Here is a 26,523-nt window from a genome sequence, read left to right as displayed (position 1 = left end):
AATGAGGACAAGTATATAATTAAAACTTTATCAATATCTCTAAATCTTAAGGGTTTATAAGTAAAGTAATATATACTCTGCCTATCAATTAAAGATTTAATAAAATCACATCCATTTCTAAAGAATAATTATATTTAATGAAGTGATTTTAAAAATTCATTAAAATAATTACAGCAAATACTTGGTTTTATTAGGATTTCATCAAAAAATAACTTACATTATAACAACGATAAAAACAAAGACAATATATGAGGCAACTGAAGATCACTAAGCAAATTACAAACAGAGACACTAAATCATTAGAAAAGTATTTTCAAGAAATATCAAAAATCGATTTGATTACCGCAGATGAAGAAGTGGAACTAACTAGAAGAATACGCGAAGGAGATCAAAATGCTTTAAATACCTTAGTAAACGCAAACCTACGTTTTGTAGTTTCTACGGCAAAACAATATCAAGGTAGCGGATTACGACTTTCAGATTTAATTAACGAAGGAAATATTGGTTTGGTAAAAGCGGCAAAACGTTTTGATGAAACAAGGGGTTTTAAATTTATTTCTTATGCCGTTTGGTGGATAAGACAATCTATATTATCATCAATCTCTGAGCAATCACGTATGGTACGTATTCCTCTGAATAAAATTAGTGAAATCAGTAAAATAAAAAAGGTATACTCCACTCTAGAACAATCTTTGCAAAGACCACCAAGTACTACTGAAATAGCTAGAGAATTGGATATGAGTAGTACGCAGGTAAAGCTTGCATTAAAAAACTCGGGCAAACATTTATCAATGGATGCACCTTTTCAAGAAGGAGAATCATCGAATTTATATGATGTAGTAAGCTCTAAAGATACCAACAGGCCAGATGCAGGTATGACGATGGATTCACTTAAAACAGATCTTAACCAAGCACTAAGTACATTGCCGAGTAGAGAAAGCGAAATAATTAAGCTTTACTATGGTATTGGTGAAAGTCACCCTAAAAGTTTAAGTGAAATTGGAGAACTTTTTGATTTAACCAGAGAGCGTGTTAGACAGCTAAGAGAAAAGGCTGTACGCAAATTACGCAACAAGTCTCAAAACGAAATGTTGAAAGCATATTTGTAAATCTCTTACCTTTTATATTATAAAAAAAAGCCGACATAAAAAGTCGGCTTTTTGCTTGTTATCTTACTGAGTATGTTATTAAATATCCCCTTTACTTGTTCTTTTCTTTTTTGAAATTATATAATTAAATGTACTTTAAATCCAAGAAACAGTATCCGCTGTATACATGGTTATTCAAATCTAAAATAGTAATATTTTTCTGACAATACTATTTAGGCGTCATTTAGCGTTAGAGTAAGACAATTTAACTGTTATATTAACTAAATAAATAATTTTTAGTAGGTGAAATATTTCTTAAATTGATGTTAAAAGATGGTTTATGTATGTTTTTCTCTCTACTCTAATACTACTTATAATAGTTTCTACGTGTATCCTTCTTTTATTCAATTTAAGAAATAGATTAGGTTTAGCTCCATTATATATATTACTTGGTGGCATTCAGTATTTTCAAATTAACCTTGAATATATAGAACCATATAAAATTTTGGGAAAATTTCCAGTATTTCCTCAATCTATTGTATTGTTTAGTGCTATGTTATTTGCCGTTTTATTACTTTATATAAAAGAGGGTGTCGTAAGTGCTAGAACACTCATTATTGCAATTCTTATTTCAAGTTTATTTATTATAGGCTTGTTTGAAATCTCAGCTCTTCAAGATTATTTTATAAGAAATGCCAATAGAACTGAGGATATTAATTTCACTTTATTCCCCAATTTAAATTTTAAAATATTTTTCATTGGAACATTTCTTTTATTTTTTGATTTTATCTTACTCACTAGTATTTATCAATTTTTGATTTCTAAGTTTCATAAAGAACATTACTTTTTAATTCTTTTTTTATCACTTTGGTTAGTTCTCATTTTTGATGCGTTTACATTCTATACAGTTCTTTTTGTTGGTACTTCGAAATACACAGCTTCTTTAATAGGTAATTTTATTGCAAAAACATTATCTGCAATAATCTTTTCATTAATACTGTATATTTATTTAAAGTACGTAGATAAAGTATTCGAAACTGCTTCATTTATAGCCAATCAAAACCGCGAAGTTCTTTCAATTTTAAATTACAAAAAAAAATATCTTGACCTTAAGGTTGAAAAGAAAATTAGTGAAAAAAAGATTAGTGCTCAGTATGAGAAAACCTTAACCAGTATTTCTGATGGTATCACTACTTTAGATTCAAATTGGTGTTATACCTATGTTAATCAGCAAGCAGGTAAATTTGTAGGTAGAACCCCTGAAAGTTTGATGGGTAAACATATATGGACCGAATTTCCTGATGTAGTCAGCCTTCCATTTTATAATGCTTGCTTAAACGCCTTTAAATCTCAAAAAGCGCATATTTCAGTAGAATACTTTTCTTCATATGGTAAATGGTTTGAGAATAGAATATATCCTACCTCTGATGGGTTAACCATTTATTTTACAGATATTACAGAGAAAAAAGAAATAGAAAAAGCCTTGGTTGAAAGTGAAGCCTTTAACAAAGGTATTCTATCATCGTTAACGGCTCATATTGCTGTAATTGATAAAACTGGCGAGGTTTTGGCCGTGAATAAAGCTTGGAATGATTATTCTGTAAACAATGGAGGCTACAATTTTGAAAATACCTCTGTGGGTAGCAATTATATAGAAGTATGTAAACATGCGATATCTGAAGGAGACGTTTTATCACAAAATATATTGGATGGACTAAAGTCTGTTCTTAACCAAGAGACACGCCATTTTGAAATAGAATACCCTTGTCATTACAAAGATGAAAAACGTTGGTTTACAATGCATGTAGAACCCTTTGGTACTGAATCGGATAAACTGGTTATATCACATAACAGCATAACGCAACTTAAAATTGCTGAAGAGAAGTTAGAACGTACAAATTTAAAATTAAAAGAAGCCCAAAGAATGGCTAAACTTGGGAATTGGGAATATAACCCCGTTACCAAGGAAATCTTTATCTCAGATGAAATTTATCAAATTTTTGAATTGGACAAAAATTCATCTCAAGATTTATATGAAAGTTATAAATCAAAATGTATTCTTGAAGATGAAGATGCTATTAATGAATTGGTATCAAATGCAATTAAAAATGAAACCGGATACACTATCGGGTACTATATTAAATCAAGTGAGGTTAGCCAAAAATATATTCAGGAGGTTGGTGAAGTAGTAAAAGATGAAAACAGTAATGTGATATTAAAAGGCACTATACAAGATATTACCAAAGATAAATTCATAAGTGACGAATTAACTCAAAGCAACGAAGAGTTACTTAAAATCAATACTGAACTAGATCGTTTTGTGTATAGCGCATCTCACGATTTAAGATCTCCATTAACTTCATTACAAGGTTTAATTCAAGTTCTTGAAATGCAAATAGATACTTCTGGTAAAGTGGATAAAGAACCTATTAAGTTAATGACTCAAACCATAGATAAAATGGATAAGTTCATAGCTGATATTTTAGATTATTCATTAAATACAAGAACAGAGTTAACATATGAAAAAATTAATTTTGAAGCGCTCATAAAATCTAGTTGGGAAGACTTAAAGTACATGGACCTCAATTACAAGCCAAAACTTTCGTTGGTAATAAAGCAAAATGTAGATTTCCTTTCTGACCCAAAACGTATATCAATAATATTGAACAATTTAATATCGAATGCCTTTAAATATCATGACAAGAACAAAACAAATCATTTTATTAATATCTTAATTGATGTAGATGATAAAAAAGTTATAATCGATATTGAAGATAACGGTATAGGAATCGAACAAGAGTATATTGATAAAATATTTGATATGTTTCATAGAGCTACTACGTTATCTACAGGCTCTGGAATGGGACTATATATCGTAAAAGAAACAATAGAGAAACTAAAAGGCTCTATACATGTAACATCTGAATTGGAAAAAGGAACTAAATTCAGTATCAAATTACCCAATTCCTTATTATAAAAAATTTGCTATGAAGTTAAAGGAGATAATGCTAGTCGATGATAATTCTATAGATAATTACGTTTCAAAAATTGTAACAGAAAAAGAAAATATTGCAGAGACCATCACTGTAAAATCTTCAGCAATAGAGGCTTTAGATTATTTGAAAGCTAAAGCCGGTAATTTCCCTGAACTTATATTTTTAGACATTAAAATGCCCATTATGGATGGGTTTGAATTTTTAATTGAATTTTCAAAATTTACAGTCGACAAAAAAGCAAATTGTGCTATTGTAATGCTAAGCAGCTCCATAAGTAATGCAGATATGGAAGCAGCTAGTAATGACCAACATGTAATAGATTATTTGTCAAAACCTCTCAGTAAAGAGAAATTAACTAAGGTGTTGGATATATTATTTCAAAAAAAATAATAGGTATTTCTCGATTAACGAGAAGCTATTTACACTATAAGTTTTACAGACTTCTTGTGAGTAATTTAGATGAGACCTCTATAAAAAAGTAACTATAAACTCATATTTACGGTAGTATAGCCATTATATAAGCTTTTAAAAAAACTACATTGACCTTCAAAACTATCTAATTATGAATTCAACCAAGCAGCCAAAAGTTGGTCACTACAAATAAAAGATTAGATTAGAAGAATTACAGCACTATCGGCTGCTTCAAAACTTAGATATCAATATCATTTAGAATCCCCAGATTTTGAATTTGTGGTTGCAGTTTTAGAAATATAATTCGCCAATATTTTCTCTACCAATTCTTCTTTAGTCAAATGATGAAAAATGGTTTTTACTTTAGATTTGAATTCCTCAGATACTTCGCGATTAGGCTTGGTCTTAAAGATTTTTTTAGCCCAAAGTAGCGTATTATTTTCTTCAATACTCCGTGCATCTGCTTTTTGGTATTTTGAAAAAGAAATACCTAATTCTTTTTCAAAATCAAATACTTCGGCAGCTTCCTCTTTTTGTAAAATGGTTAATGAAAGTCCCTTCGCCCCTGCTCTTGCTGTTCTTCCACTTCTGTGAACATAGGCATCAAAAGTATCAGGTAAATGATAATTAACTACGTAACCAAGTTCTTTTACATCGATACCACGTGCAGCTAAATCGGTTGCCACCAATATATCGATATGCCCCTCTCTAAACTGACCCATTATACGATCACGTATACCTTGAGACAGACTACCATGCAATGCACCCGAAGAAAACTTGTTAATAGCTAAGTTTTTTGCCAACTTATTAACTGCCGCTTTCGTTTTACAGAAAATGATGCCACGCTGACCATCTTTTGTATTTAAGAAATGCATGAGTACGTCTAGTTTTTCAATAGGCTCTACAACGACATATTTATGATCAATACCTTGGTGACCAAGTGTAGACATATCTGCCTCAACATGAACAACATGTTTGGACATATAATTTTGAACTAGCTGTTTAATGGCTCCGGACATTGTGGCCGTAAACAAAAAAGTACGTCTAGATTTTGGTATGCCTTCAATTATAGTATCCAAATCCTCTTTTAAGGCAGTTACCATTTCATCGGCTTCATCTAAAACCAAGTACTTTAAATTCTTAATATCTATAGCCTCGCGTTTTACCAAATCAACCAATCTACCTGGTGTAGCAATAACAATGTGGGTAGTTGATTTTAAGTGTTCTATTTGAGGTTTAATGGGAATACCACCAAATAAACCTGCAATAGCTATTGCGGGGCTATTGATGGCAAACGTCTCTAAATTTGCAAATATCTGTTGTGCTAACTCCCTAGTAGGTGCCAAAATCACAGCTTGTACCGCTGTACTTTTAGTATTGATCAGTTGCAGTAACGGCAAGCCAAAAGCTGCTGTTTTACCGGTTCCTGTTTTTGCCAAAGCAACAAGGTCATCTTTCTGATTTAGAATAACAGGAATGCATTTTTGCTGAATATCTGTTGGAACAGTAATTTTTAAACTGGCAAGACTCTGCTGTAAGTGTTCATTAATTCCTAAATCTGAAAACTGCTTTGACATGAAATATTTTTGTGCAAAGATAATGACACTTTTATCGGTAATGCTATCTATTGCTATTATAAGCGGTATTTAAAATTTACGGTTCCAATTATTATCAACAATAACTTAAGTTCCTGAATAATTCTATGTAGGTAAGGTTTTAAGAAGGGTCTACTTTTCGCCTAAAATGCGTAGCATTTTAGTATGGTCCCAAATGGCATGTCCAATAGATTTTTTGACATTATAAGGCATACCGAATTCAAGTGCGGTTTCCGATACAATTTTAGCGAGATCTTTATAGTGTACATGGCAAACATCTGGTAATACATGGTGCTCTACCTGATAATTGAGTCCGCTAATCATCCAAAATAAGATATTACTGTTAGGAGAAAAATTACTTGTTGTTGCAAATTGATGCCCATACCAATCATCTTTCATCATTCCTTTTTCATCTGGCAAAGGAAAATCGTTTACTGGCATAATATGTGCAATCTGAAAAACAATACTTACCAGCATACCTGTAACAAAATGCATAGATAGAAATGCTAATAAAATTACCCACCATGCAAATGGCAGCATGATCATAGGAAGAATAAGGGCGTACGAGTAGTATAAAAGCTTCCAAGCAGCCATACTTACCAATGTTTTTTCATATTCAAGTTTCTTATCAAAAAAGCCCATGTCGCGAAAGCGTTTTAGACGCACAAAATCTTTTGTCGTAATCCATGAAAGTGTTGAAATACCGTAAAAAAACCAGATATAGATATGTTGGTACTGGTGTACCCAATAATGTTTTGCATTGGGTGAGAACCTTAAAAAAAATGGAGCATTTAGATCATCATCTGCATGATCTATATTGGTAAAAGTATGGTGCAGCACATTGTGCTGTATTTTCCATATAGTTGCATTAGCTCCTATTAGATTAAATGAATATCCTAAAAGTGTATTTATTTTTTTGTTTTTGGAATATGATCCATGAATAGCATCATGCATAACACCCATACCAATACCTGCCATTCCTAAACCACTTAAAATGTATAGTAAAAAAAGAACGGGTACATGGGTAATTATACCCGATGAAAGAAGTATTAACGGCACAAAAAATAAAGCCAACATAATTATGGTTTTAATAACCATGGTTGCATTGGCATTTCTACTTTTTTTAGTTGTTTTAAAATAGGCGTTTACCCTTTTTCTTAGTGTCTTTGAAAAGTCTGGGTTTTTGTCTCTTGAAAATTTTGGATTTGCGATGCTATTTTTTTTAGGGGGATGTAAAACTTCAAAACAGCATATTTTTTAAACTAAAGAAACAACGGTTCACTTTAACTATTTGAATATCTGTAATATACAATTGGTTGTAAGGTAAGCTAAATAAAAATAGGGTTGAATATAAATTTGAAGATAAAACGTTTTACTATTTTATAAATGCTGTTTCTATAGAATAAAAAAAGCTTGTATTAGAATAACTTTCTAATACAAGCTTTAAAGGTAATTCAGTTTAAATCAATTATTTTTTAACGTTTACAAAACCTCTTAAAGGAACTAATTCTTCCATTTTAGCAATATTTAATCCAGGATTTTCAGCAGTACCTTCATCGCCTAAATCGCTAAGGTCAACACCTTTTGTACCACGTGGTAAATCATAAGATTCTCCAACAGAAGCAGAACCGTAACCAAGGTCTCTCATAGATCCAGCAGTTATTCTACTTAAAGGATTTTCTCCTAGATTTAAGAACCCAGTCATTAATTCATTATTTAAAGTTGCTTCTCTCCAATGACCTAAAGCGGTACCTGGACCACCAAAGTTTTCTACAGGTAATTCATTAGTTCCGCCTTCTGCATTCCAAAATACATTGGCTTTTTTACCTGTAAAGTATGGGTTGCTATCAGGACCTGCTCTTAGGGTTCTATCAAATCCGAAAGGAGCTGTATTCCAAAGAGTACCAACGCATAAAACTTGGCCCATTTCGTGAACTGGCGTTGGTGGCAATAAATATTTTAATGTAATGTTATACCGACCTTTCTCGGTATTGCTAGATTTTTCAGTTTGCAACGTGGTAACGCCAAGGTCATTTATATAATTGATGTACTGGTCGGTACTTTTAATGCCATTTCTAAGGTCTTTACCTCTTATATCTCTACTACATCATATTCTAATTTATCATCTGTACATGATGTAAAAAGTAGTGCACCAAATGTGTAACCTAACCCTAAAAATTTGCTTGTTTTTTTAATAGTGTTCTTTATAAAATTAAAGGTGATTAGTTTTAAATAATTTAGTTATTCATGTTATGGTTTAAAAATAATATGCAACTTTTATTAAATTCAACACTAAAAAATTATAATCACAATTGGTAGAATAAAAATAAATTGATTTTATATTTTTTACCAGCTCCTCCACCTGTTCATACCATCTTGGTACCACCTATCCCCTTTAATTAGCGATAAATCATTATTACGCTCCACTTTAAACTCTATAGGCTGATTGTACAACTTCCCGCTTTTCCAGGCATCAAAACATTTAATCAATGTATCAATTTCTTCATCTTTAGTGAGGTCCATATCTAACTTGTACAACTCTTGAACTAGTGATATTATTGATTCATCAGTTAGTTCGTCATAATGAATTAATGGCGATAAGCGTATTATTTGCTCATTAAGTAATTTGCCGGTAGCCGCCTGTAAAAACATCATGGCAATATAGTTGGCAGTATCTGGCGGTTGGTATAAAATAGTTTTAGCTTGGTGTAAAACCGTTTCTTTAAAGAAATTGAATTGTGGTTTCCATTTAGAGAAAGCAAATTTCTTTCTTCTAAAGATTAGTGCGACCTGTTTCCAATCCCAAAAGTTTTGTTTTGCATCTGACGACATTAATGAATTACTTGTGCCAAGAGATATAATTTGAATGGTTTTTAAATCTACACCGAGCTTATAAGCTTCAATGATTCCGGCTAAAATGGGATTATTGAATCCGCCCGAGGCGCCATCCCATAACTCATAATATATTTCACTTTTTTTCGCTTTAAACCGTGCTGGAAAATCGAAATATTGAACAGGCGCGTTAGATGATCCGTTGATAGCTTGTGTTAATCTAACAGAATCATACGATTCAGGATTTGTTGAGAAAGACTTAAAGAATTTAGCTCGGTTATTTAAGGCATCATACGTAGCAACCACTATTTTTAGTGATTCTTTGCCAATAAGAGTTGGAAGCTCATCCATCTGAATTTTATCAATTTCAGGAAATAGGTTTTCAAAAGCTTCCTTTTTTTTGGTGGTGCTATATTTTGGTTCAAATCCGGCATTGAAAAGTCCCAAATAATCCACAGGAAAATAACGATCTTTAAAGGAGTTTTTATGAAAAATTTGCTCTCTATTTTGCTTTTCTTTAAAAAGAGAGATTGCCATATCTATAGTATAGTTTTCTGCAAGAGCCGCTAAAACAATACTTCCGCCAGAATTGGCAATAACAAGGTCAAATTTTTTTAATATCTCGTGACCATCTATATTACCATATCTATCTTTTAGGGTAAGTAGTTGAATAATAGCCCAGCTTCCGCCGCCATCTAATGATAGAATTTTATACATTAAGTACTAGTTATTTGTGAAAACAAGTTAAGCGATTCAATATATAATTGAAAAGGACGTGGGAACTACCTATATACTATGCTTTAAAGTTATAGAAATAAGAAATGCGATGTTTGTAGAATGTTCTTAGATTATATAAGGATATTATGTTTTTTTAACTGGCATATCTACCTTACAGATTAAAGTTCTGTTAATAAAAAAGAATGAATGTTCATTTTCTATATCTTTGTGCTCTGATATAATAAAAATGGCAGCACTTCAAAAAAGTATAGACAAACGAAACGCATTGATAAATGCCACCATAGAGTTGGTAAACAATGACGGTTTTCATGCCACACCTATGAGCAAGATTGCAAAAATGGCGTGTGTTTCTCCCGCGACTATATATCTCTATTTTGAGAATAAGCAAGATTTAGTGAACAAGACCTATATTGAGATTAAGACTAGCTACACGGCTTATGCATTTGCTACTTATAAGGAGACTATGTCTGTTGAAGAAGGTTTTGAAGTGATTTGGAAACGTATTGCGGAGTTTAAACTTAAAGAAAGCGCTAATGCCATGTTTCTTGCGCAATGCGATAATACCCCGATGATAGATGAAGAGAGCAGACAAGAGGGCATTAAGCATCTACAGCCCCTACTCAATTTGTGGGCGCGTGGTAAAAAAGAAGGCATTATAAAGCCTTTATCAGATTATATGCTGTATGCATATGCAATTAACCCGCTTTCTTTTCTAATGATTACGCAAATTCGTGGTTCCGTAAAAATGGATAAAGATGAATTAGAACAAGCATATCAAGCAGCTTGGAGCAGTATTAAGGTATGCGAATAAGATGAAAAAGACGGCAATTATATTAGGGGCATCGGGTTTAACAGGTGGGTTTTTATTAGAAAAACTACTAGTTGATGACAGGTACGAAACGATTAAATTATTCTCTAGATCGAGAATAGAAGGGCTACCAAGAAAAGTGCAACAGTACATTGGTAATCTCTTGGAGTTAGAACAATTCAAAGATGAATTTACGGCAGACGAAGTGTATTGTTGCATAGGCACCACAGCCAAAAAAACTCCAGATAAGGCAATGTATAAGAAGATTGATTATGGTATACCTGTAGCAGCAGCAAAATTAGCTAAGGAAAATGGTATCGCAACTTATTTAGTAGTATCTGCAATGGGCGCAAATAAAAATAGTAGTGTATTTTATAATAAAACTAAAGGAGAAATGGAGCAGGCAGTTGTCGACCAAGCCATACCGAATACTTCAATTTTAAGACCTTCTTTAATTGGTGGTGAAAGAGAAGAACAAAGGGCGTTAGAAAAAATAGGCTTGTCAGTTTTTAAAGCCATACAGCCGCTATTCATTGGTCCGCTGAAAAAGTATAAAATTATTAATGCAGAAAGCATTGCCCAGGCAATGTTAAATTTAGCAAATACAACTAGTAATACCGACGTCATTATAATGTCTAACGATATAGAACAATTAGCAAAACGTAACTAAACATAGAAAGATTAAAATGGAATTATTAGATAGATTAAATTGGAGATATGCCGCTAAGGCGATGAATGGTAAAAAAGTAGCAGAAGACAAAGTAGAACGTATTTTAGAGGCAGCCCGCCTGGCACCTACTTCTAGTGGTTTACAGCCTTTTGAAGTTATTGTGGTCAAGAATCAAGATATTAAAGAACAGATTAGACCAATAGCTTGGAACCAGTCTATGATTACAGATTGTTCTCATTTATTAGTTTTCGCTGCTTGGGATAATTACACCGAAGATAGAATCAATTACATGTTCGATTTAACCAATGAGATACGTAGTTTTAAAAACGAAGGATGGGAGAATTACCGAAAAATGTTGTTAGATTCCTACCCGAAGAAAGATGCTGAAGAAAACTTCAATCATGCTACAAAGCAAGCTTATATCGCATTTTCTCAATCCATTGCTGCTGCGGCGTTTGAAGAAGTAGATGCTACACCTATAGAAGGTTTTGATCCGGCTGCTGTAGACAAAATTTTAGGTTTACGTGAAAAAGGATTACGTAGTGCGGTTCTTTTACCATTAGGGTATAGAAATGAAAGTGAAGACTGGTTGGTAAACTTGGTAAAGGTTAGAAAACCAATGAAAGATATGGTGACTGTAATTGAGTAAGTACTCAGTCAAAAAATTGCAATAAGAAATAAAAAAGAAGAAAGAGAATGAACAATTTTGAATTTAAGAATCCGACTAAAATTATTTTTGGAAAAGATACTATAGCGAAATTAGAAAGTGAAATACCGGCAGACGCTAAAGTATTACTGTTATACGGTGGCGGTAGCATTAAAAAGAACGGTATTTATGAGCAGGTAACAAAGGCCTTGGCAAATGTTGATGTTATTGAGTTCGGTGGTATACCGGCGAACCCTGAATATGCTGTTTTAATGGATGCATTGCAGATTATTAAAGATGAGAATATTACATATTTACTAGCTGTTGGTGGTGGATCTGTAATAGACGGAACAAAATTCTTGTCAGCCGCAGCGGTTTATGAGGGAGATACCCCTTGGGATATTTTAACCAAAACCATAAGAACACAAAAAGGGATGCCTTTTGGTACCGTTTTAACTTTACCGGCAACAGGTTCAGAAATGAATTCAGGTGCGGTTATTACAAGAGCGGAAACCAGAGAGAAACTAGCCATGGGCGGACCAGGATTGTTCCCTGAGTTTTCAATTCTAGACCCACAAGTGATTTCATCTATACCAGAGCGTCAATTGGCGAACGGAATTACAGATGCTTTTACGCATGTGCTTGAACAATACATGACATACCCGATAGGCGCATCATTACAAGATAGATTTGCAGAAAGTATCTTACAGACTTTAGTTGAAGTAGCACCAAAAGTTTTGAAAGATCCGACCGACTATACACCCGCAGCAGATTTTATGTGGAGCTGTACAATGGCCTTGAACGGATTAATTCAAAAGGGAGTTCCTGGTGATTGGGCCGTACATATGATGGGTCATGAGTTAACTGCATTATTCGGTATTGATCACGCACGTACGTTAGCAGTAATCGCACCAAGTCACTATAAGTATAATTTCGAAGCTAAGAAAGAAAAATTAGCGCAATACGGTGAACGTGTTTGGAATATTACCGAAGGTAGCATCGACGATAAGGCTTACGCTGCAATAGAAAAAACTGAAGCATTCTTTCACGAATTAGGTATTGACACTAAGTTGTCTGATTATACCAAAGATTATGAAGGTACGGCCGAAGAAATCGCTAAACGTTTTACAGAACGCGGATGGAAATTAGGTGAACGTCAAGCTTTAATGCCAGAAGACGCGCAGAAGATTGTGAAAATGGCTTATTAAGCTAAATAGATTATTTTTTAAAAGGGCTGTCTTATTTTAGACAGCCCTTTTTTCATTTCAGGATTTGTCAATTACAAATAGCATATGAATTTCTATTGTGGAAGGCAGAATAACCAAAAACCAATATCTTCGCGCGCATTATGTGGATGTACCTCGGACTTTTAGCGGCGCTTTTTTTAGGATTACACAACTTATGTAAGAAACATGCGGTACAAGGCAATGATGCTTTTTCTGTACTACTGGGTACCTTAATAACAGGTTTCTTATTATTCTTACCATTGTTTTTGGGTTCAAAATATTATCCTGAAGAATTAGAAGCAATAGGATTATTAGTGACAGATATTTCATTGAAGACACACGGCTTCATTATCATCAAATCTATGATTATGGCGTCATCCTGGGTATTGGCATATCAAGCGTTGAAGCATTTACCCATTACTATTGTTACACCAATACGTTCAGCTGGTCCGTTTTTCACTTTTATTGGTGCTATTTTAATTTATCAAGAACGACCTAATTTCTTGCAGTGGATTGGCTTTTTCTTAATTATATTTTCAGTTTTTCTATATTCTAAAATCGGAAAAAAAGAAGGTATAAACTTTAAAAACAATAAATGGATATATGCCACTATAGGTGCCACTTTTCTAGGTGCATCAAGTGGCTTGTACGATAAGTTCTTGATTCAAAGTTTAGCGTTGAATCCTCCTACCCTACAGTTTTGGTTCTGTACCTATACCATGTTAATTATCGCTATAGTCGTTTTAATAACTCGAGCTACTAACCCCAATTTAAAAGGCACTTTCAAATGGCGTTGGACGATACCAATGGTGGGTTTATTATTACAAACGGCAGACTATTTCTACTTTAAAGCGCTGCAAGACCCAGATGCATTGATTATGCTACTATCGGCAATAAAACGAAGCCAAATATTGATAGCTGTGGTCGTTGGTGGTTTTATCTTTAAAGAACAGAACAAGCGTAAAAAGCTTGTACCGCTAGCAGGTATTATGCTTGGTGTCTTTCTTATACTCTATTCATGAGACATCATGTTGCTTTCTTGTTATAAGAAATTCGAGTACGATAATAGGGTCAGCCCGTTAGTAGGCTGTATCTTTGCAGAATTATATATTCTTAAAAAATGTAGAATTTTATAAACCATCATATGTCATTTAAAAAACTGAACCCTTACATACTTGAAACTTTAGAAGAATTTTCTATTGAAGAGCCAACAGCATTTCAGAAGAAAAGTATTCCAATTATTAAAAGTGGTGCAAACGTATATTGTACGGCACCAATAGGCAGTGGTAAATCAACGACTTTGATTTTGACAACTTTACAAAAATTAAAATGTAAGGCAGAGGGCAATGCTCCTAGAGCGGTCGTTGTGGTTGAGAACAAAGAAAAAGTACTTGAGCTCTATGATGAATTTTTAAGGTATACCAAATACTGTTCATTGAGAGTTTATGCAAGTTATAAAGAGTTGCATATAGACATTCAAAAATCAGAAATATTTGAAGGCATAGATATATTGATTACAACACCTACTACTCTACACAAATTGTTTTTATTAAATGGTGTAAGTACTTCACAATTAAAGATTTGCAGTATTGACGATGGTGATTTCTTGATTCAGAAATCTGACTATACGGCGATGATTACTGTTGCCCAGAGTATTATGAAATGTCAGTACGTGATATATTCAGAAAAAATGCATCCTAAATTAGAACGATTTGAAGATTATTTTATGGAACGTGCTAGTCATGTGAAGTTATAAAATAAGCTTTCTCATTGCATTGAATACCCCTGTTTTTGTAAAGCATCAATAGTGCTATTATAGCCAATATCAAAAATAGCATCAATAGATCGCATGTCGAATGTTGCATATTCGCTAAGCTCTTCAGGTGAAATTACGAATTCACAATCTGAAAATTTTGCAATAGATTCAGAAGCAGATTTTATTTTGTAGGCTCTGTCCAATACATTATACGAATGCTTTAAGTCATTTATTTTAATAGCCTTTAGTGCGTTTACGTAACTGCCGATAATTTTGTCGCATGAAGGTTTTAAGGGCTCGATAGGAAAATTGTTTAATACACCACCATCCACATAAAAAGATCCATTAATATCAACAGGTGAAAAAACACCAGGAAAAGTTGCCGATGCAAGTATCGGTTTAATTAATTCTCCTTTATCAAAAATCTTTAATTCTCCTTTAATGATATCGGTAGCAGTAATAAAAAGCGCTTTCGGCAGTGATTCGAATGTGTCATCTGGAAAGAACTTTTTAAATTCATCAAAATATTTCTCAGTATCTAAAAAACCAGGTTTATTAAAGGCATATTTATTGGCATGAAAAATCGGAATTATTTTAAAAAACTCTAAAATTTCTTTCCATTTAACACCGCCTGCATATAACGCTCCAACAATTGCACCAGCGCTTGTACCAGATATATGGGTAGGGTAAATACCATACTCTTCCAAAGCTTTAATAACCCCGATATGAGCTATTCCCCTAATTCCTCCGCCTGATAGTACTAGTCCGGTATGTATCATTATCAATGTTCTTATTGCACTTTAAAATAATCATTTTTGGGCAACAATGTCGAATTTTACTAATCCGCCATCTATTTCAGCTTTCTTTAAAAAGCCGTTTTTATAGTGGTATATGTTCTCATGATTTTTGGCATTTATTTTTTTGTAGGTGTGATTTCCTAAAGGAATAATAGAATTGAAACTTCCATCTTGTTCAGAATAGCATCTTTCAATATGTATAGGCTCATCAAAATAAAGTAATATAGTGGCGTAGTTAATATCCTCTTCTACCACCAATTCGTTTATATTATTCTTAGATATTTGGTAATAATATATTTCCCAATTCGTAAGAATGTCTACATAGGGTTTATCATTAACATTAATACGTACGTTCGCCCTTTTTAACTTATTATTTTCATAGGTGACATTGTACAAATAATTTATATCTATTTCTTTGATAACCCTTGTGTTTATAGTAGTTATGCTTTGATAATGAACTTTAGAATCGCTAATCGTTTTTGTTGCTTTTAAACTGCCAATCACTTTATCATTATTTAAAACATCAAATAAAAGGGTGTTTTTTACATGGTTTATTCCTTCGGAATTAGATCCAGCGGGACCTAGAGAAAAAAGTATAATTATTATAATGAATTGATTTATTGATGACATCCTTAAATGTATAAAACGTTTGAGATTCGTATTCTCGTTATGGAGTTAAAAGTAGGTCATTCCATTTTTTCGGAACCTAACCAATATCATGTTTTATAAATTACAAAAAACAATGGCTTACGAATTTCTTCGGAAGCCATTTCATTATAAAAATTAGATTATACGTTATTCCATATCAATGATACCTACAACTTCATAAGCTCTAGAACCATCTACTTGAATTTTCTCGTAAAGTATGTTAGCATACTCATAGTATGTTAAACCATCAATGGTCACTTTCTCATACCCATCTGGTAATTCATATACCAAAGTTCCAATTTCTGGCTCAACAACCTCATATTTAGAATTAGTTTGTTGATAAAATGTTCCTGCTACATTAAAATACACGTGATTATTATAATTAATTCTAACCGAATTAGATGGTAAGGTTCTTATTCTAAATCCAACTTTTGGAGCTATAGCTATATACCTACCTCTAGAAGCAGTATAATATCTATTGTTAGAATAATAGTAAACTTGACCATTATGCCTAACCACCGTTCTATTTGGTACTGTTCTTACCGATACTACTTTTTTGGTAGGTGTTCGGTAAACTACTTTTTTACTTGAAACTCTACCCGGTTTTTTTGTTACCGTTCTCGAAACTGTAGTTTTTGTAGTTGTTCTTTTACGTGTTTGTGCTGTACTTGGCAATGTAAATGCCACTAAAAATAAACCTAGTACTACGTATGTTTTAGTATTTGTTTTCATCGTTTTAAATTTAAAAGGTCAAACTTTTATTTTACGTTCAATACTAAGACATATAATTAAAGTGGTGGTTGAATTTGAAACCTCGAAAATGCAGAAGAAATAGACCAGTAGATGCATTCTATCTACGAATCTTTCAATTTTATAGAAGTATAAAATCCAGTTTTTTAAGCGAATGATGAATTGAGAGTTGTATTTATGACGGATTGTCTTTTTGTTGGTCTTCTAGTACTTTTCGTATAGACTCGCTATCCCAGTGGTTATCATATTCTACAATACCTCTTTTAAAATCTTCATTAAGCAATCTTTCTTGCTCTTCTAATTCCTTTCTGGCTTTAAAAATATAATTATCATCTTGCTTAGGTTCTGCAGCCAATCTTCTTAAACTACTCTCATCATATTTAATGAAATTTTGGACCTGTTGATTTAAGGTGTATTTTCTAAAACCTAACTTACTAAGTACATCTTTAGCTAAAGATAGCGATGTGTCTAGAGATTCTCGATAAATATTCTCCATACCCATATTCAATAATTCGTAGGCATCATATCTATTTTGTGCCCGTATCATAAGTTCTACATGAGGATATTTTTCTTTGACCATTTTGGTAATTTCTTTGGTAACATTAGGGTTGTCAATGGCACAGATTAATATTTTAGCTTGAGCAATACCAGCAGATTCTAACAGATCAATACGTGTGGCATCGCCATAATACACCTCAAATCCCATTTTACGAAGAAAGTCGACTCGGTTAGAATCTTGGTCCAAAACTGTTGGCTCAATACCATGCGACCTTAAAAAACGACCAACGGTACTACCAAAGTGCCCAAAGCCAACAAGAATAACATTTTGCGATTTTGCAATGTGGTCCATAGGTCTTTTTATAGATTCTTTTGTGCCAATTTTTGGGAGGATCAAACGTTCGTTAATAATACTAATAATCGGGGTTATGGACATTGTTAATGCAGTAATTACCAATAGAATATCCATTTGCTCTTGTTCTAGAATGTTCAATTGAAATGCAAACGAAAGTAGTACAAAGGCAAATTCACCAATTTGCGCCAAACCGAAGGTCAGTAACAATTTCTGATCAAGTTTCATTTTAAACACAGTACCAATAACAAATAACACCAATGCTTTAATTAAAATGACAGCAATTAATATTCCGCCAATGGTCAAAGGCATTTTTGCGATTACAACGAAATTTATGGAAGCGCCTACGGCAATAAAAAACAAACCCAGTAATAGGTTTTTAAAAGGTTCTAAGGTACTTTCAAGTTCATGTTTATATTCGCTGTTAGATAGCACAACCCCACCTAAGAACGCTCCTAATGCAGGCGAAAGCCCTACATATTCCATTAAAAAGGAAATGCTAAAAACAATTAACAAGGCCGATGCTATTAAAAGTTCACGAACACCTGTTTGCGCAACCTTACGAAGCATTGGAACAATTAAATATTGCCCGGCACCAATAATCAATGCCACCGATAATATAATGGCGAGTGTTTGGTAGCCCATTGGTAAACCATCTAAAAGATTGCTACTGGCTTCATGGGAATCGGTAGTAGTATCTACATTAGTATTTGATAGTAATGGTATGGCTCCCAACATAAATATAACTATGATATCTTGAAATAGTAAAATTGAAAAAGCTGAATTGCCAAACGTGGTTTCCATTAATCCTTTTTCTTTTATAGTCTGCATGGCAATCGCCGTTGAAGATAATGCTACCGCCATAGAAGTAACCAACGCCACTTTCCATTCAAAATCTAAAAGGGAGAAAAAAATAAAAGAAAAAAGCATGGTACCGGCAACTTGCAAGCCACCCATACCGGCAATGGTTTTACGCATGTTCCAAAAATTCTTTGGTTCAATTTCTAGTCCGATTAAAAACAGCATAACGACAACCCCAAATTCAGCAAAATGGAGAATGTCTTCACCTTCTTCGCCAATAAAACCTAGTACATAAGGACCAATAAGAACACCTGCCATTAAATAGCCTATAACAGAGCTTAGTCCAAATCGTTTTGCTATAGAAACGCATATTATTGCTCCCAGTAAGAAAACAATAGCGTCGAAAAGTATACTGCCGGTCATAAGGGTTGGTTTAAATTTGAAGCCATATTCATGGACACCTCATATTAAATTGAATGTAACTAATTACAGCTGAAGTTCATCGATAAGGTCACTGTACTGCGCACCATAAACCTCAAGTTCATCATCTGTTAATCTATAAGTTCCCATTACGGTAAAAGGTTTATGATAGTTCATTAAACACAAATTAGCAGTTTGTTCAAAAGGTCTTAAAAATTCTGTTATCGTATAACTATTTGTTCCTTGGGTGCAGTATAGTTCTTTACTACCACCAGTGGTAATAGCGTTTAAACAGATTTTAGAAGATAAAGCTGTGCCATTCGGTCCGTAAGCCCAATTAAATTCAAGCACCATATCTATCCATTGTTTTAAAAGCGGAGGACAACTATACCAATACATGGGGTGATGCCAAATGATAACATCATGCTGTTCTAATAATTTCTTTTCAAAAGGAACATCGATAAGAAAATCTGGATATTCCTCGTACAAATCACGAAAAGTTACACCTTCTTTATTTTTAATATGATTTACTAAAACCATATTTGCCCTTGACTTTTCGAACTTTGGATGAGCAAATAATATTAAAACCTTTTTCATATTCAGCCAAATTAAGAAAAACAAGTACTGTTAGGGTATGGTACCTATTTTGTAATAAGATTAAAAGATATTTTAATACCTTCTATAATCATACCTGTACCGATAATGGCGATAATCAAACCCATAATTTTACCAATTACAGAAATCACATTGTAGCCTACTAATTTTACGATCAAATTACTCAATCTAAAAGTAAAATAAGTTAGTAAACTCATAAAAGCAAAAATTGCAATTACTATAGTAATATGAATAGGTTGTGCATTTGAAACAAAGTTCATTGCGGTAACAATCGTACCTGGACCGGCTAAAATCGGTATTGCCAATGGGGAAACGGCAATATTCTCATCAATATTTACGTGTTTAATATTCTTAACATTAGACTGTTTTGATTGTAGCATGTCAAAACCGATATAGAATATTAAAATACCACCCGTAATTTTAAATGCAGGAATACTAATATTGAAAAGCTCGAATATATATTTTCCTAAAAGGACAAATACCAGAACGATTATAAAGGCAATAATATTTGCTCTTTTATTGATATCAGCCTTGGTTTTTTCATCTGCCCCTTGAGTCAAAGACAGAAAAACGGTCATGTTAGATATTGGGTTTGTAATGGCAAAGAAGCCCGTAAAAACAGCAATAGAAAAGGTAGTTAAATCATCCATTATTTTAAGCAAAATTTAATCGCGCAAGAACCTGATTTCTAACTGAAATTCCAAGAATATTTTGAATCTTTTGGGAAATATTAGAAATTAAGAAAAGCTAAGAAAACTTTATATTAATCTCAGCTTTTTAATGAAATTTATAGCATATTATAGTCTAATTACTATCTGAAGCTTTTAATGATTTTTTAAAAATGTTTTGCAATTTTATTTCTCTACTTCAAACAAGATAAATTGATTCAGCTGAGGACCATAATTGCTAAAATTATTATCGGAAACAACTAGTAAAGAACGATTACCATTTTTAAAATTAGGACCAAAAGTTAACCCTTCAATGTTATCGACGATACCGTTGGTAAGTTCTTTTCTAATATCCTCAAAATTGAACAAAAGTTTCTTTGTTACTTTGGTATAGCTAGAACCTTTTAAACTATTGATACTGCTTACATTGGTAGCTTTGCTAGCATCTACATCGTAAATTTTAACGGTATTACCTCCGTCAGCGTAACCCATAGAATACGAACGTTCTAAAACAATAAATTTATTTGTATCATATTCTAGAATCTCTACAATACCATTTAATTCAAAAGTGGCTCCGTTAGTTGCAGGACGAGTAACTTTGTCCAATTCATACACAATTTCCTTTTCGAAATTCCCTGTTTTTTTATTAATGAAAGCTATTCTTACGGGGGAATGTGTTTCTTCTAAAGTTGGTTCTACTCCATCTTCTTTCAATGGTAATTCCATCGCAACCCAATAACCTTTTTGGTGATGACTTAAGGTAATACTTTCAAAAACGCCATTATGACGAGGACCAAAATTTGAGTCAGCGTGAATTAAAAAGCGGTCTCTGATATCAATTTCTTTAACGAATATTCCGTTTGAATCTGAAATACGTATAAATGGGTTTACCCCATTATTGATATTACCTTCACTTGTCCAAATGAACGCACCGTTATCATATCTTAATGATTCTGGATCAATACTTCCTTCAGAAAAATCTAGACCATTTTTATCTTTAAGGAGTGTGACCGATTTCATGAAGATGGAATCAAAGCCATTTAAGTCAAAAGATATCTCAGCTTTATAAAACCTTGGAGATTCAGTATCATCACTGAGTAAATAATAACTGTCATTTGTATAATCAATACTCGATAAACCACCAACTTTAGTGTTGTTAAGAGTTGATTCTGCCGGCAGAACGTACTCATCTAAAAAACGTAAGTTTAAAGTAGTTTCGGCTTCTTTGCTATCTTTTTTACTACCGCAAAATGTTATTATTAAAGCTGTGCATGCAAATAGCAATTTTACTACAATCCTCATTTTATCGGTTTTAATAGTGAAATTTTATTCTTGCAAAATTATTCATAATAAAAAGGTTGTATCAAATTAAAAGAACAAAAAATACCTAAACCAATGTGGCAGTTATGGAAAGTAAATTTTCGATTTTCTTAGTGTTGTAAGCATCTGCGTGTTCTGTGGCATATGAACCTTTATCATTATCAAAATATTGACCTGTTTTTGCTAAATCTGTCATGCTTAAATTGTACAAAATATCAACTCCTTACTCTTCAGGAGACCAATGTTTCCCGTAGATTCTTTAGGCATTTTAGTATTTAGCAATGAACCCGGATTTACCGCCACTCCCCTTCTCGAAATATAAGATTTCAATAAAAAAGAATATTGGTATACTCACAAAACGAAAAGAAAGTTTGTTCTTGTACTGTTGTATAACAATAATCTGTAAAATAGTTCTTGCTATTCCTTAAAAATTAAAACAAAGAAGGGAAATACCTACTTGTCTTCCTCTTCTTTCCGTTTCATAACAATTTCTTTGATTTATTTAACCTTAAAATTCCCATTAGTACGGATGTAAATAACCGTTTCTGTATCTGTACTCAACAAAGGCTCTGCATCTTCCTCGGCACCGAAATAAGAACCCAGTTCTAAGACATTTTCAGCATCTTTTTTAGAAAATTGCTGTGTTACCTTGCCGGATATAACCACTGCCCTAAAATTCGGACTTAAATTTTTAATGCTTCCCTTAAAACCTGCAGGCAACTTTAAAAATGTGGCACGTAGCTGATTTTTTTCGTGAATTCCCCATAAAAAGGCAGTTTCTACATTTTTTTCTGAAACCCATTGTATATCATTAGCGTTTAGCCAAACTAAGTTTGTTTTATGAACATTAACTGGTCTTTCGCCAATATCAAAAGCTTCAGATGTTGGTTTCACCAAATACGGACCTTCTTGAATGTCTAAAAACGCCATATTATCTTCACCATCAGCAGCAGTGATATGCGCTTCTCCTGCTGGCTGTTGCCAATATGATCCTGGCGGAAGCAATTGTTTCTTTGCATTTTCATCATCATTATGCAATAAACCCTTAATTACTATACCTCTATACGTAATGTTGTGAATGTGTGGAGGTGATGAAAATCCCTTTTTAAATTTCACCAAAAATCCCGCTGGTTCGTTTTTGGTACGATCTTCCCAAAGTTTACCTGCAGCCGGACTCTTATTGCCTCGTAAAGGATTTAACCAACCCCATTCTACATTATCTGCGGTTACAACTTCGTTTACAGATTTAATATCATCTGTTGTTGGTGTCTGCGCGACTGAGATTACGCTAACTATAAGTATAAATAGTATTAAAAATTATGTTTTCATTGTGTTTTATTTATAAGTTACAATATCATCAAAATCTCTTCTAGATTTAGGAAACTCTGGGTCCGCTTTTCTGTACCCAAAGGCAGCCATAAAAGCCAATCCGTATTTATCGGTATCAATTCCAAATTTCTCCTGTAATAAAGCCTCTGCTTTTTCTTGGTGAAAACCTTCAATTGGGCAAGAATCTATGCCTGTTAATGCAGCAGCTGTCATCATATTACCCAATGCAATGTAAGTTTGCTTAGAAGACCAATCGAATAACTTTTTATCGGTATCAAGGTTAAAATCACGCTCCTGAAATTCTCTGTAAAATTTAGAGTACATTTCTATAACTTCGGCAGGCATTTGTTTTACCTCTTTCATCATATGCCCTATATAAGGCGCATCGTGCTTTACCATAGGCGCTTTCATAGCTAAACCTAAAACAAAGTGGCTGGCAGTATCTAATTTTAAAGGCGCGCCCCAAGCAACAGGTTTTAAAAGCTCTCTTAACTCTTTGTCCTGTACCACCACAAAATGCCAGGGCTCAAAACCAAATGAACTAGGCGATAAATGTGCCGTTTCTAAGATAAATTTCATATCGGCATCAGAAATGGTTTTTGTAGCATCAAATTCCTTGGTAGCGTGTCTGTAATTAAAAGCGTTTAGTATGTCTACTTTGGCAATGTTAGGTGTGCTCATTTTATATATTTTATGTCTGTTGTTTAATTTTGAGACAAAGATATATAGGTAATGAGCCTATGTTGTAGTATAAAAAAAAGGTGATGTATGTACAAAAACAGGTTTTTGAGCAATCAAATATTAAAACATGGCCAAAACAAGCTGTAAGCCAATATAAATACTGGTTTGTACTATATTTTTTAGATATAAAACCTTTATTATTAATAGTCTAGTTGGTAAGCTCCGTCATTTTGTAAGCAGTAACGTTCTCTAATTTATCTTTAGAAACAATTCTATATGCGGCAATGTGGTCACTTTGAGAATGTTTGGTTAAATATTCTTGATTTACCCATTTTTCATGAAATAAGAATAGGTTTGGGTTGTCATTATCTTGGTGTAAATCATAAGCAATACAACCTTCTTCGCCTCTAGTAGGACTAATGAGCTTAAGCAATGCAGCTTTTATTTCTTCTCTATATGCTTCTTTTACTAAAATATGTACTACTAAGGTTAAATATGATTTTTTCATAAGATGTTTTAAATGAGTGATAAAATTAATTACTCAAAGGTAAAGATTGATGAACAAAAAATTAACTAACCCACCTAAAAGTGAGATTAATCCTAGTCAGAATTTTCGTTGTAGTTTTCGCAATTTTATACATTCAGTTTTCTTGTGTTGCTCCTTGCATAATCAGTAAGCTGCCGTGTGCCAAAGGGATATCTACTCGTTTTAAATCTTTTCTAGTTGCATGTTTGAGTTGAAATGATCTAGTCGCGCCAAAAGTGACCGAACCAATGACCGTATTTTTCCATTTTTCTCCAGTGTAGTCACGATGCCAATTAACGCTGTCTTCCCCATCTCTATAATAGTTGAGCAAACACAGTATAAATTTGACATCTACCTTTTGCTCTATACGTTTTTTTATAAAAAGTAAACCTTCGGTCCAAGGGAGTACTTTACTTTTGGTATGTGCATAAGACTCATCTGCATCGGTATCTCCGTGCCAAGCCGTTAATCTAGATAAGTCTATTTCTTTATCGTAAATAAGAAGTTGATCTTGCTCCCGATTGGTGTTATTTAAAAGACTGGTGTATAGTCTATCGCTTTCTTCATTTGAACAGAAATTTTCAAATAAAAAAATATCAGCACCAGGAAAATCAAATTCGGTTTTTCGGACTTCATCGGTAGAAAACAAATCTCTTTGATTGAATACATCCATTGTAACTTTCCTTTCAATTATTGTCTTTTGGTCGGGTTTTTCTAAGATCTTTTACAAAAAAGCCAAACATAATAATGATAAAAAATGAGAACGGTAGCGAGGTGATAATAAGCAAGCGTTGTACAGCTTCTAAAACATTGACATTTGCCTTAATATTACCTAAAAGTATTAAAGCAATGGTTGCCAATAAGATGAAAATAGACCATATAACACGATGGGTTTTATTCGGATTTTTAGAACCCTTATCGGTAAACATGCTTAATACGAATACTGCAGAATCGACTGATGTAATCAAAAAACTAATTAATAAAAATATCGATGTTATATTTAATACTGTAGCGAACGGATAATGTTCAAAAAACACAAATATAGACGAGAATACATTACCGAATTGATTATCGTAAGTACCCCAAGTTTCGATTAAATTAAAAGCTGAAGATCCAAAGACAGAAAACCAGAAGAAGGTTCCTAAACTAGGAATAATTAACACACCCAAAAGTAGTTGCCTAATGGTACGACCTTTAGAAATACGAGCAATAAAAATACCTGTAAAAGGCGCCCAAGCCAACCAAAATGCCCAATAATAAAAAGTCCAATCTGTTAAGAATTCCAACCCAGGATTGTAATTGCCAATAGCCAAACTCATCGGTATAAAGTCTATGATATACCGATACAACGCAGTAAAAAACGAAATTATAATGCCTCGTACATCGCTTGTAAAAAATACGAATAAAAGAATGACCAGCGTAACAATAATATTTAATTTGGAGAAAATTTTGATTCCTTTATTAACACCTTGCCAAGCAGAATAACACGCTATTGTTGATATACAAATACACAGAATAATCGTTGTCGTTATTCCGAAATCTGCATTAAAAACATGATTAAGTCCGCCATTAATTTGTGTGGTACCCAAGCCAATTGCAGCAATTAATCCGAAAATAGTTGTGATAATGGTGATAATATCTACGCTGCCTCTAATAGGTTTACTTTTAATACGGTCTTCAATTGTAGCGCTAATTCTGACTTTCTTTTTTTTAACGTGCAGGGCATAGCCAACGATAACAGCAAATAGTCCGTAAAATGCCCAAGCAGTAATTCCCCATTGGTAAAACGTGAATTCCAAAGCAACGGTTTCATTTGAAAAGCCAGATGCAAATGGCGGATTTTGCTGCATATAAACTGGTTCTTGTACCGCCCGTAATAAAATGCCAGAACCCATACCGGCACTGTATAACATGGCTATCCACGACCAAAGGGTGTATTTTGGTTTAGAAGATGACTTGCCTAATTTTATGTTTCCATAGGTAGAAAAAGCAATCAGCAATAATGCTACGACACAACCAAAACCTAAATATAAATAGAAGTACCCAAAATAGTTACGAACCCATAACGAGGCACTTTCAATAGCGGTATAACTTGCTTCTGTTGCAAAAAATACAATTAAAGTGCATATAAAAATGATGCCTACAGAAATAGATAATATGGAGTGCTTTTGAATGTATTTTAAAATCAAAATTATTGGTTTTTTGTAAAAATAGAGATTAGAATATAAATCTTATTTCTGGCGAGTGTTTATCGTTGGAGTATAATATTTAAGAATTAGGAATTAAAAGCCATACCGGTAAATTAAAAGGATTAAATAGTATATATAGAGGTTTGTACACCTATTTCAGTTC

General features: G+C 33.2%; 27 protein-coding genes. 10 read left to right on the top strand and 17 right to left on the bottom strand.

Translation table 11 applies throughout. The annotated features are described in order from the left end of the window. Positions 1-248 precede the first annotated feature (248 nt). The 3 genes from ACEN2N_RS04475 (at position 249) to ACEN2N_RS04465 (ending at position 4,474) form a co-directional block, all read left to right on the top strand. Positions 249-1,109 carry a sigma-70 family RNA polymerase sigma factor gene (locus ACEN2N_RS04475; RefSeq protein WP_441823203.1) on the top strand — a complete coding sequence of 287 codons (861 nt, stop codon included), beginning with the start codon at positions 249-251 and terminating at the stop codon, positions 1,107-1,109. Positions 1,110-1,428: 319 nt separating this feature from the next. Then, the gene (locus tag ACEN2N_RS04470; protein WP_441823202.1) at positions 1,429-4,065 is read left to right on the top strand and encodes an ATP-binding protein; all 2,637 of its coding nucleotides are present in this window, start codon (positions 1,429-1,431) and stop codon (positions 4,063-4,065) included. Positions 4,066-4,075: 10 nt separating this feature from the next. Then, a complete protein-coding gene (locus ACEN2N_RS04465; RefSeq protein WP_282049856.1) occupies positions 4,076-4,474 on the top strand; it encodes a response regulator in 399 nt (132 codons plus the stop codon). A 272-nt stretch (positions 4,475-4,746) separates the two neighbouring features. Here ACEN2N_RS04465 and ACEN2N_RS04460 read toward each other — a convergent pair whose 3' ends face one another. From ACEN2N_RS04460 to ACEN2N_RS04450, 3 genes are all read right to left on the bottom strand, one after another. Continuing rightward, positions 4,747-6,072, bottom strand: a complete 1,326-nt coding sequence (locus tag ACEN2N_RS04460; protein WP_441823201.1) for a DEAD/DEAH box helicase — start codon at positions 6,070-6,072, stop codon at positions 4,747-4,749. 150 nt (positions 6,073-6,222) lie between these two features. Next, positions 6,223-7,167, bottom strand: a complete 945-nt coding sequence (locus ACEN2N_RS04455; RefSeq protein ID WP_441823200.1) for a fatty acid desaturase family protein — start codon at positions 7,165-7,167, stop codon at positions 6,223-6,225. 391 nt (positions 7,168-7,558) lie between these two features. Further along, a complete protein-coding gene (locus ACEN2N_RS04450) occupies positions 7,559-8,104 on the bottom strand; it encodes a hypothetical protein (RefSeq protein WP_441823199.1) in 546 nt (181 codons plus the stop codon). Here ACEN2N_RS04450 and ACEN2N_RS04445 point away from each other — a divergent pair. Beyond that, positions 8,099-8,254: a hypothetical protein gene (locus tag ACEN2N_RS04445; RefSeq protein WP_441823198.1), complete on the top strand. Its 156-nt coding sequence runs from the start codon at positions 8,099-8,101 to the stop codon at positions 8,252-8,254. The genes ACEN2N_RS04450 and ACEN2N_RS04445 overlap by 6 nt on opposite strands. Positions 8,255-8,436: 182 nt before the next feature. On the opposite strand, the gene ACEN2N_RS04440 is transcribed toward ACEN2N_RS04445, so the two are convergent. Further along, a complete protein-coding gene (locus ACEN2N_RS04440) occupies positions 8,437-9,639 on the bottom strand; it encodes a patatin-like phospholipase family protein (RefSeq protein ID WP_441823197.1) in 1,203 nt (400 codons plus the stop codon). Positions 9,640-9,886: 247 nt separating this feature from the next. Here ACEN2N_RS04440 and ACEN2N_RS04435 point away from each other — a divergent pair, with 247 nt between their 5' ends. From ACEN2N_RS04435 to ACEN2N_RS04410, 6 genes are all read left to right on the top strand, one after another. Continuing rightward, a complete protein-coding gene (locus ACEN2N_RS04435) occupies positions 9,887-10,471 on the top strand; it encodes a TetR/AcrR family transcriptional regulator (RefSeq protein ID WP_441823196.1) in 585 nt (194 codons plus the stop codon). A 1-nt stretch (position 10,472) separates the two neighbouring features. Next, positions 10,473-11,138 carry a nucleoside-diphosphate sugar epimerase gene (locus tag ACEN2N_RS04430; protein WP_441823195.1) on the top strand — a complete coding sequence of 222 codons (666 nt, stop codon included), beginning with the start codon at positions 10,473-10,475 and terminating at the stop codon, positions 11,136-11,138. 16 nt (positions 11,139-11,154) lie between these two features. Next, entirely contained in the window at positions 11,155-11,787 is a 633-nt protein-coding gene (locus ACEN2N_RS04425) for an NAD(P)H-dependent oxidoreductase (protein ID WP_441823194.1), read from the top strand. Between the two features lie 47 nt (positions 11,788-11,834). Then, positions 11,835-12,992, top strand: a complete 1,158-nt coding sequence (locus ACEN2N_RS04420; protein ID WP_441823193.1) for an iron-containing alcohol dehydrogenase — start codon at positions 11,835-11,837, stop codon at positions 12,990-12,992. Between the two features lie 140 nt (positions 12,993-13,132). Beyond that, complete coding sequence (locus ACEN2N_RS04415) at positions 13,133-14,032, top strand: EamA family transporter (RefSeq protein WP_441823192.1); 900 nt, start codon at positions 13,133-13,135, stop codon at positions 14,030-14,032. Between the two features lie 122 nt (positions 14,033-14,154). Further along, positions 14,155-14,766, top strand: a complete 612-nt coding sequence (locus tag ACEN2N_RS04410) for a DEAD/DEAH box helicase (RefSeq protein ID WP_441823191.1) — start codon at positions 14,155-14,157, stop codon at positions 14,764-14,766. Positions 14,767-14,777: 11 nt separating this feature from the next. On the opposite strand, the gene ACEN2N_RS04405 is transcribed toward ACEN2N_RS04410, so the two are convergent. The 13 genes from ACEN2N_RS04405 to ACEN2N_RS04345 all read right to left on the bottom strand — a co-directional run bounded on the left by ACEN2N_RS04405 (position 14,778) and on the right by ACEN2N_RS04345 (position 26,360). Next, entirely contained in the window at positions 14,778-15,545 is a 768-nt protein-coding gene (locus ACEN2N_RS04405; RefSeq protein ID WP_441823190.1) for a patatin-like phospholipase family protein, read from the bottom strand. Between the two features lie 30 nt (positions 15,546-15,575). After that, complete coding sequence (locus ACEN2N_RS04400) at positions 15,576-16,193, bottom strand: DUF6134 family protein (RefSeq protein ID WP_441823189.1); 618 nt, start codon at positions 16,191-16,193, stop codon at positions 15,576-15,578. A gap of 165 nt (positions 16,194-16,358) precedes the next feature. Then, on the bottom strand, positions 16,359-16,943 hold the full coding sequence (locus ACEN2N_RS04395; protein ID WP_441823188.1) for a DUF6515 family protein: 585 nt from the start codon (positions 16,941-16,943) through the stop codon (positions 16,359-16,361). 193 nt (positions 16,944-17,136) lie between these two features. Next, the gene (locus tag ACEN2N_RS04390) at positions 17,137-19,035 is read right to left on the bottom strand and encodes a monovalent cation:proton antiporter-2 (CPA2) family protein (RefSeq protein ID WP_441823187.1); all 1,899 of its coding nucleotides are present in this window, start codon (positions 19,033-19,035) and stop codon (positions 17,137-17,139) included. Positions 19,036-19,098: 63 nt separating this feature from the next. After that, positions 19,099-19,629 (bottom strand): NAD(P)H-dependent oxidoreductase, encoded by a 531-nt coding sequence (locus ACEN2N_RS04385; protein ID WP_441823186.1) that lies wholly within the window; start codon positions 19,627-19,629, stop codon positions 19,099-19,101. 44 nt (positions 19,630-19,673) lie between these two features. Next, positions 19,674-20,297 carry a MarC family protein gene (locus tag ACEN2N_RS04380; RefSeq protein ID WP_441823185.1) on the bottom strand — a complete coding sequence of 208 codons (624 nt, stop codon included), beginning with the start codon at positions 20,295-20,297 and terminating at the stop codon, positions 19,674-19,676. 204 nt (positions 20,298-20,501) lie between these two features. Further along, a complete protein-coding gene (locus tag ACEN2N_RS04375) occupies positions 20,502-21,617 on the bottom strand; it encodes an esterase-like activity of phytase family protein (RefSeq protein ID WP_441823184.1) in 1,116 nt (371 codons plus the stop codon). Positions 21,618-21,702: 85 nt separating this feature from the next. Beyond that, positions 21,703-21,831 (bottom strand): hypothetical protein, encoded by a 129-nt coding sequence (locus tag ACEN2N_RS04370; protein WP_441823183.1) that lies wholly within the window; start codon positions 21,829-21,831, stop codon positions 21,703-21,705. Positions 21,832-22,133: 302 nt separating this feature from the next. Beyond that, positions 22,134-22,886 carry a DUF4437 domain-containing protein gene (locus ACEN2N_RS04365; protein ID WP_441823550.1) on the bottom strand — a complete coding sequence of 251 codons (753 nt, stop codon included), beginning with the start codon at positions 22,884-22,886 and terminating at the stop codon, positions 22,134-22,136. An 84-nt stretch (positions 22,887-22,970) separates the two neighbouring features. Continuing rightward, the gene (locus tag ACEN2N_RS04360; protein ID WP_441823182.1) at positions 22,971-23,645 is read right to left on the bottom strand and encodes an NAD(P)H-dependent oxidoreductase; all 675 of its coding nucleotides are present in this window, start codon (positions 23,643-23,645) and stop codon (positions 22,971-22,973) included. A gap of 208 nt (positions 23,646-23,853) precedes the next feature. Continuing rightward, positions 23,854-24,153 (bottom strand): putative quinol monooxygenase, encoded by a 300-nt coding sequence (locus tag ACEN2N_RS04355; RefSeq protein ID WP_441823181.1) that lies wholly within the window; start codon positions 24,151-24,153, stop codon positions 23,854-23,856. A 133-nt stretch (positions 24,154-24,286) separates the two neighbouring features. Continuing rightward, complete coding sequence (locus ACEN2N_RS04350) at positions 24,287-24,844, bottom strand: alpha-ketoglutarate-dependent dioxygenase AlkB family protein (RefSeq protein WP_441823180.1); 558 nt, start codon at positions 24,842-24,844, stop codon at positions 24,287-24,289. 13 nt (positions 24,845-24,857) lie between these two features. Then, positions 24,858-26,360: a BCCT family transporter gene (locus tag ACEN2N_RS04345; RefSeq protein WP_441823179.1), complete on the bottom strand. Its 1,503-nt coding sequence runs from the start codon at positions 26,358-26,360 to the stop codon at positions 24,858-24,860. Positions 26,361-26,523: the final 163 nt, after the last annotated feature.

It is taken from the genome of Maribacter spongiicola (assembly GCF_052119685.1).
In the GTDB taxonomy this organism is placed as follows: Bacteria; Bacteroidota; Bacteroidia; order Flavobacteriales; family Flavobacteriaceae; genus Maribacter; species Maribacter spongiicola_A.
Note: the sequence above shows the minus strand (reverse complement) of the source record. Positions and strands in the feature narration are given on the sequence as shown.

Excerpts from the sequence above, each read along its gene's own strand:
- ACEN2N_RS04475 (WP_441823203.1), top strand. The coding sequence starts at position 249 with ATGAGGCAACTGAAGATCACTAAGCAAATTACAAACAGAGACACTAAA.
- ACEN2N_RS04470 (WP_441823202.1), top strand. The coding sequence starts at position 1,429 with ATGTATGTTTTTCTCTCTACTCTAATACTACTTATAATAGTTTCTACG.
- ACEN2N_RS04465 (WP_282049856.1), top strand. The coding sequence starts at position 4,076 with ATGAAGTTAAAGGAGATAATGCTAGTCGATGATAATTCTATAGATAAT.
- ACEN2N_RS04460 (WP_441823201.1), bottom strand. The coding sequence starts at position 6,072 with ATGTCAAAGCAGTTTTCAGATTTAGGAATTAATGAACACTTACAGCAG.
- ACEN2N_RS04455 (WP_441823200.1), bottom strand. The coding sequence starts at position 7,167 with ATGTTGGCTTTATTTTTTGTGCCGTTAATACTTCTTTCATCGGGTATA.
- ACEN2N_RS04440 (WP_441823197.1), bottom strand. The coding sequence starts at position 9,639 with ATGTATAAAATTCTATCATTAGATGGCGGCGGAAGCTGGGCTATTATT.
- ACEN2N_RS04435 (WP_441823196.1), top strand. The coding sequence starts at position 9,887 with ATGGCAGCACTTCAAAAAAGTATAGACAAACGAAACGCATTGATAAAT.
- ACEN2N_RS04430 (WP_441823195.1), top strand. The coding sequence starts at position 10,473 with ATGAAAAAGACGGCAATTATATTAGGGGCATCGGGTTTAACAGGTGGG.
- ACEN2N_RS04425 (WP_441823194.1), top strand. The coding sequence starts at position 11,155 with ATGGAATTATTAGATAGATTAAATTGGAGATATGCCGCTAAGGCGATG.
- ACEN2N_RS04420 (WP_441823193.1), top strand. The coding sequence starts at position 11,835 with ATGAACAATTTTGAATTTAAGAATCCGACTAAAATTATTTTTGGAAAA.
- ACEN2N_RS04415 (WP_441823192.1), top strand. The coding sequence starts at position 13,133 with ATGTGGATGTACCTCGGACTTTTAGCGGCGCTTTTTTTAGGATTACAC.
- ACEN2N_RS04410 (WP_441823191.1), top strand. The coding sequence starts at position 14,155 with ATGTCATTTAAAAAACTGAACCCTTACATACTTGAAACTTTAGAAGAA.
- ACEN2N_RS04405 (WP_441823190.1), bottom strand. The coding sequence starts at position 15,545 with ATGATACATACCGGACTAGTACTATCAGGCGGAGGAATTAGGGGAATA.
- ACEN2N_RS04400 (WP_441823189.1), bottom strand. The coding sequence starts at position 16,193 with ATGTCATCAATAAATCAATTCATTATAATAATTATACTTTTTTCTCTA.
- ACEN2N_RS04395 (WP_441823188.1), bottom strand. The coding sequence starts at position 16,943 with ATGAAAACAAATACTAAAACATACGTAGTACTAGGTTTATTTTTAGTG.
- ACEN2N_RS04390 (WP_441823187.1), bottom strand. The coding sequence starts at position 19,035 with ATGACCGGCAGTATACTTTTCGACGCTATTGTTTTCTTACTGGGAGCA.
- ACEN2N_RS04385 (WP_441823186.1), bottom strand. The coding sequence starts at position 19,629 with ATGAAAAAGGTTTTAATATTATTTGCTCATCCAAAGTTCGAAAAGTCA.
- ACEN2N_RS04380 (WP_441823185.1), bottom strand. The coding sequence starts at position 20,297 with ATGGATGATTTAACTACCTTTTCTATTGCTGTTTTTACGGGCTTCTTT.
- ACEN2N_RS04375 (WP_441823184.1), bottom strand. The coding sequence starts at position 21,617 with ATGAGGATTGTAGTAAAATTGCTATTTGCATGCACAGCTTTAATAATA.
- ACEN2N_RS04370 (WP_441823183.1), bottom strand. The coding sequence starts at position 21,831 with ATGACAGATTTAGCAAAAACAGGTCAATATTTTGATAATGATAAAGGT.
- ACEN2N_RS04360 (WP_441823182.1), bottom strand. The coding sequence starts at position 23,645 with ATGAGCACACCTAACATTGCCAAAGTAGACATACTAAACGCTTTTAAT.
- ACEN2N_RS04355 (WP_441823181.1), bottom strand. The coding sequence starts at position 24,153 with ATGAAAAAATCATATTTAACCTTAGTAGTACATATTTTAGTAAAAGAA.
- ACEN2N_RS04350 (WP_441823180.1), bottom strand. The coding sequence starts at position 24,844 with ATGGATGTATTCAATCAAAGAGATTTGTTTTCTACCGATGAAGTCCGA.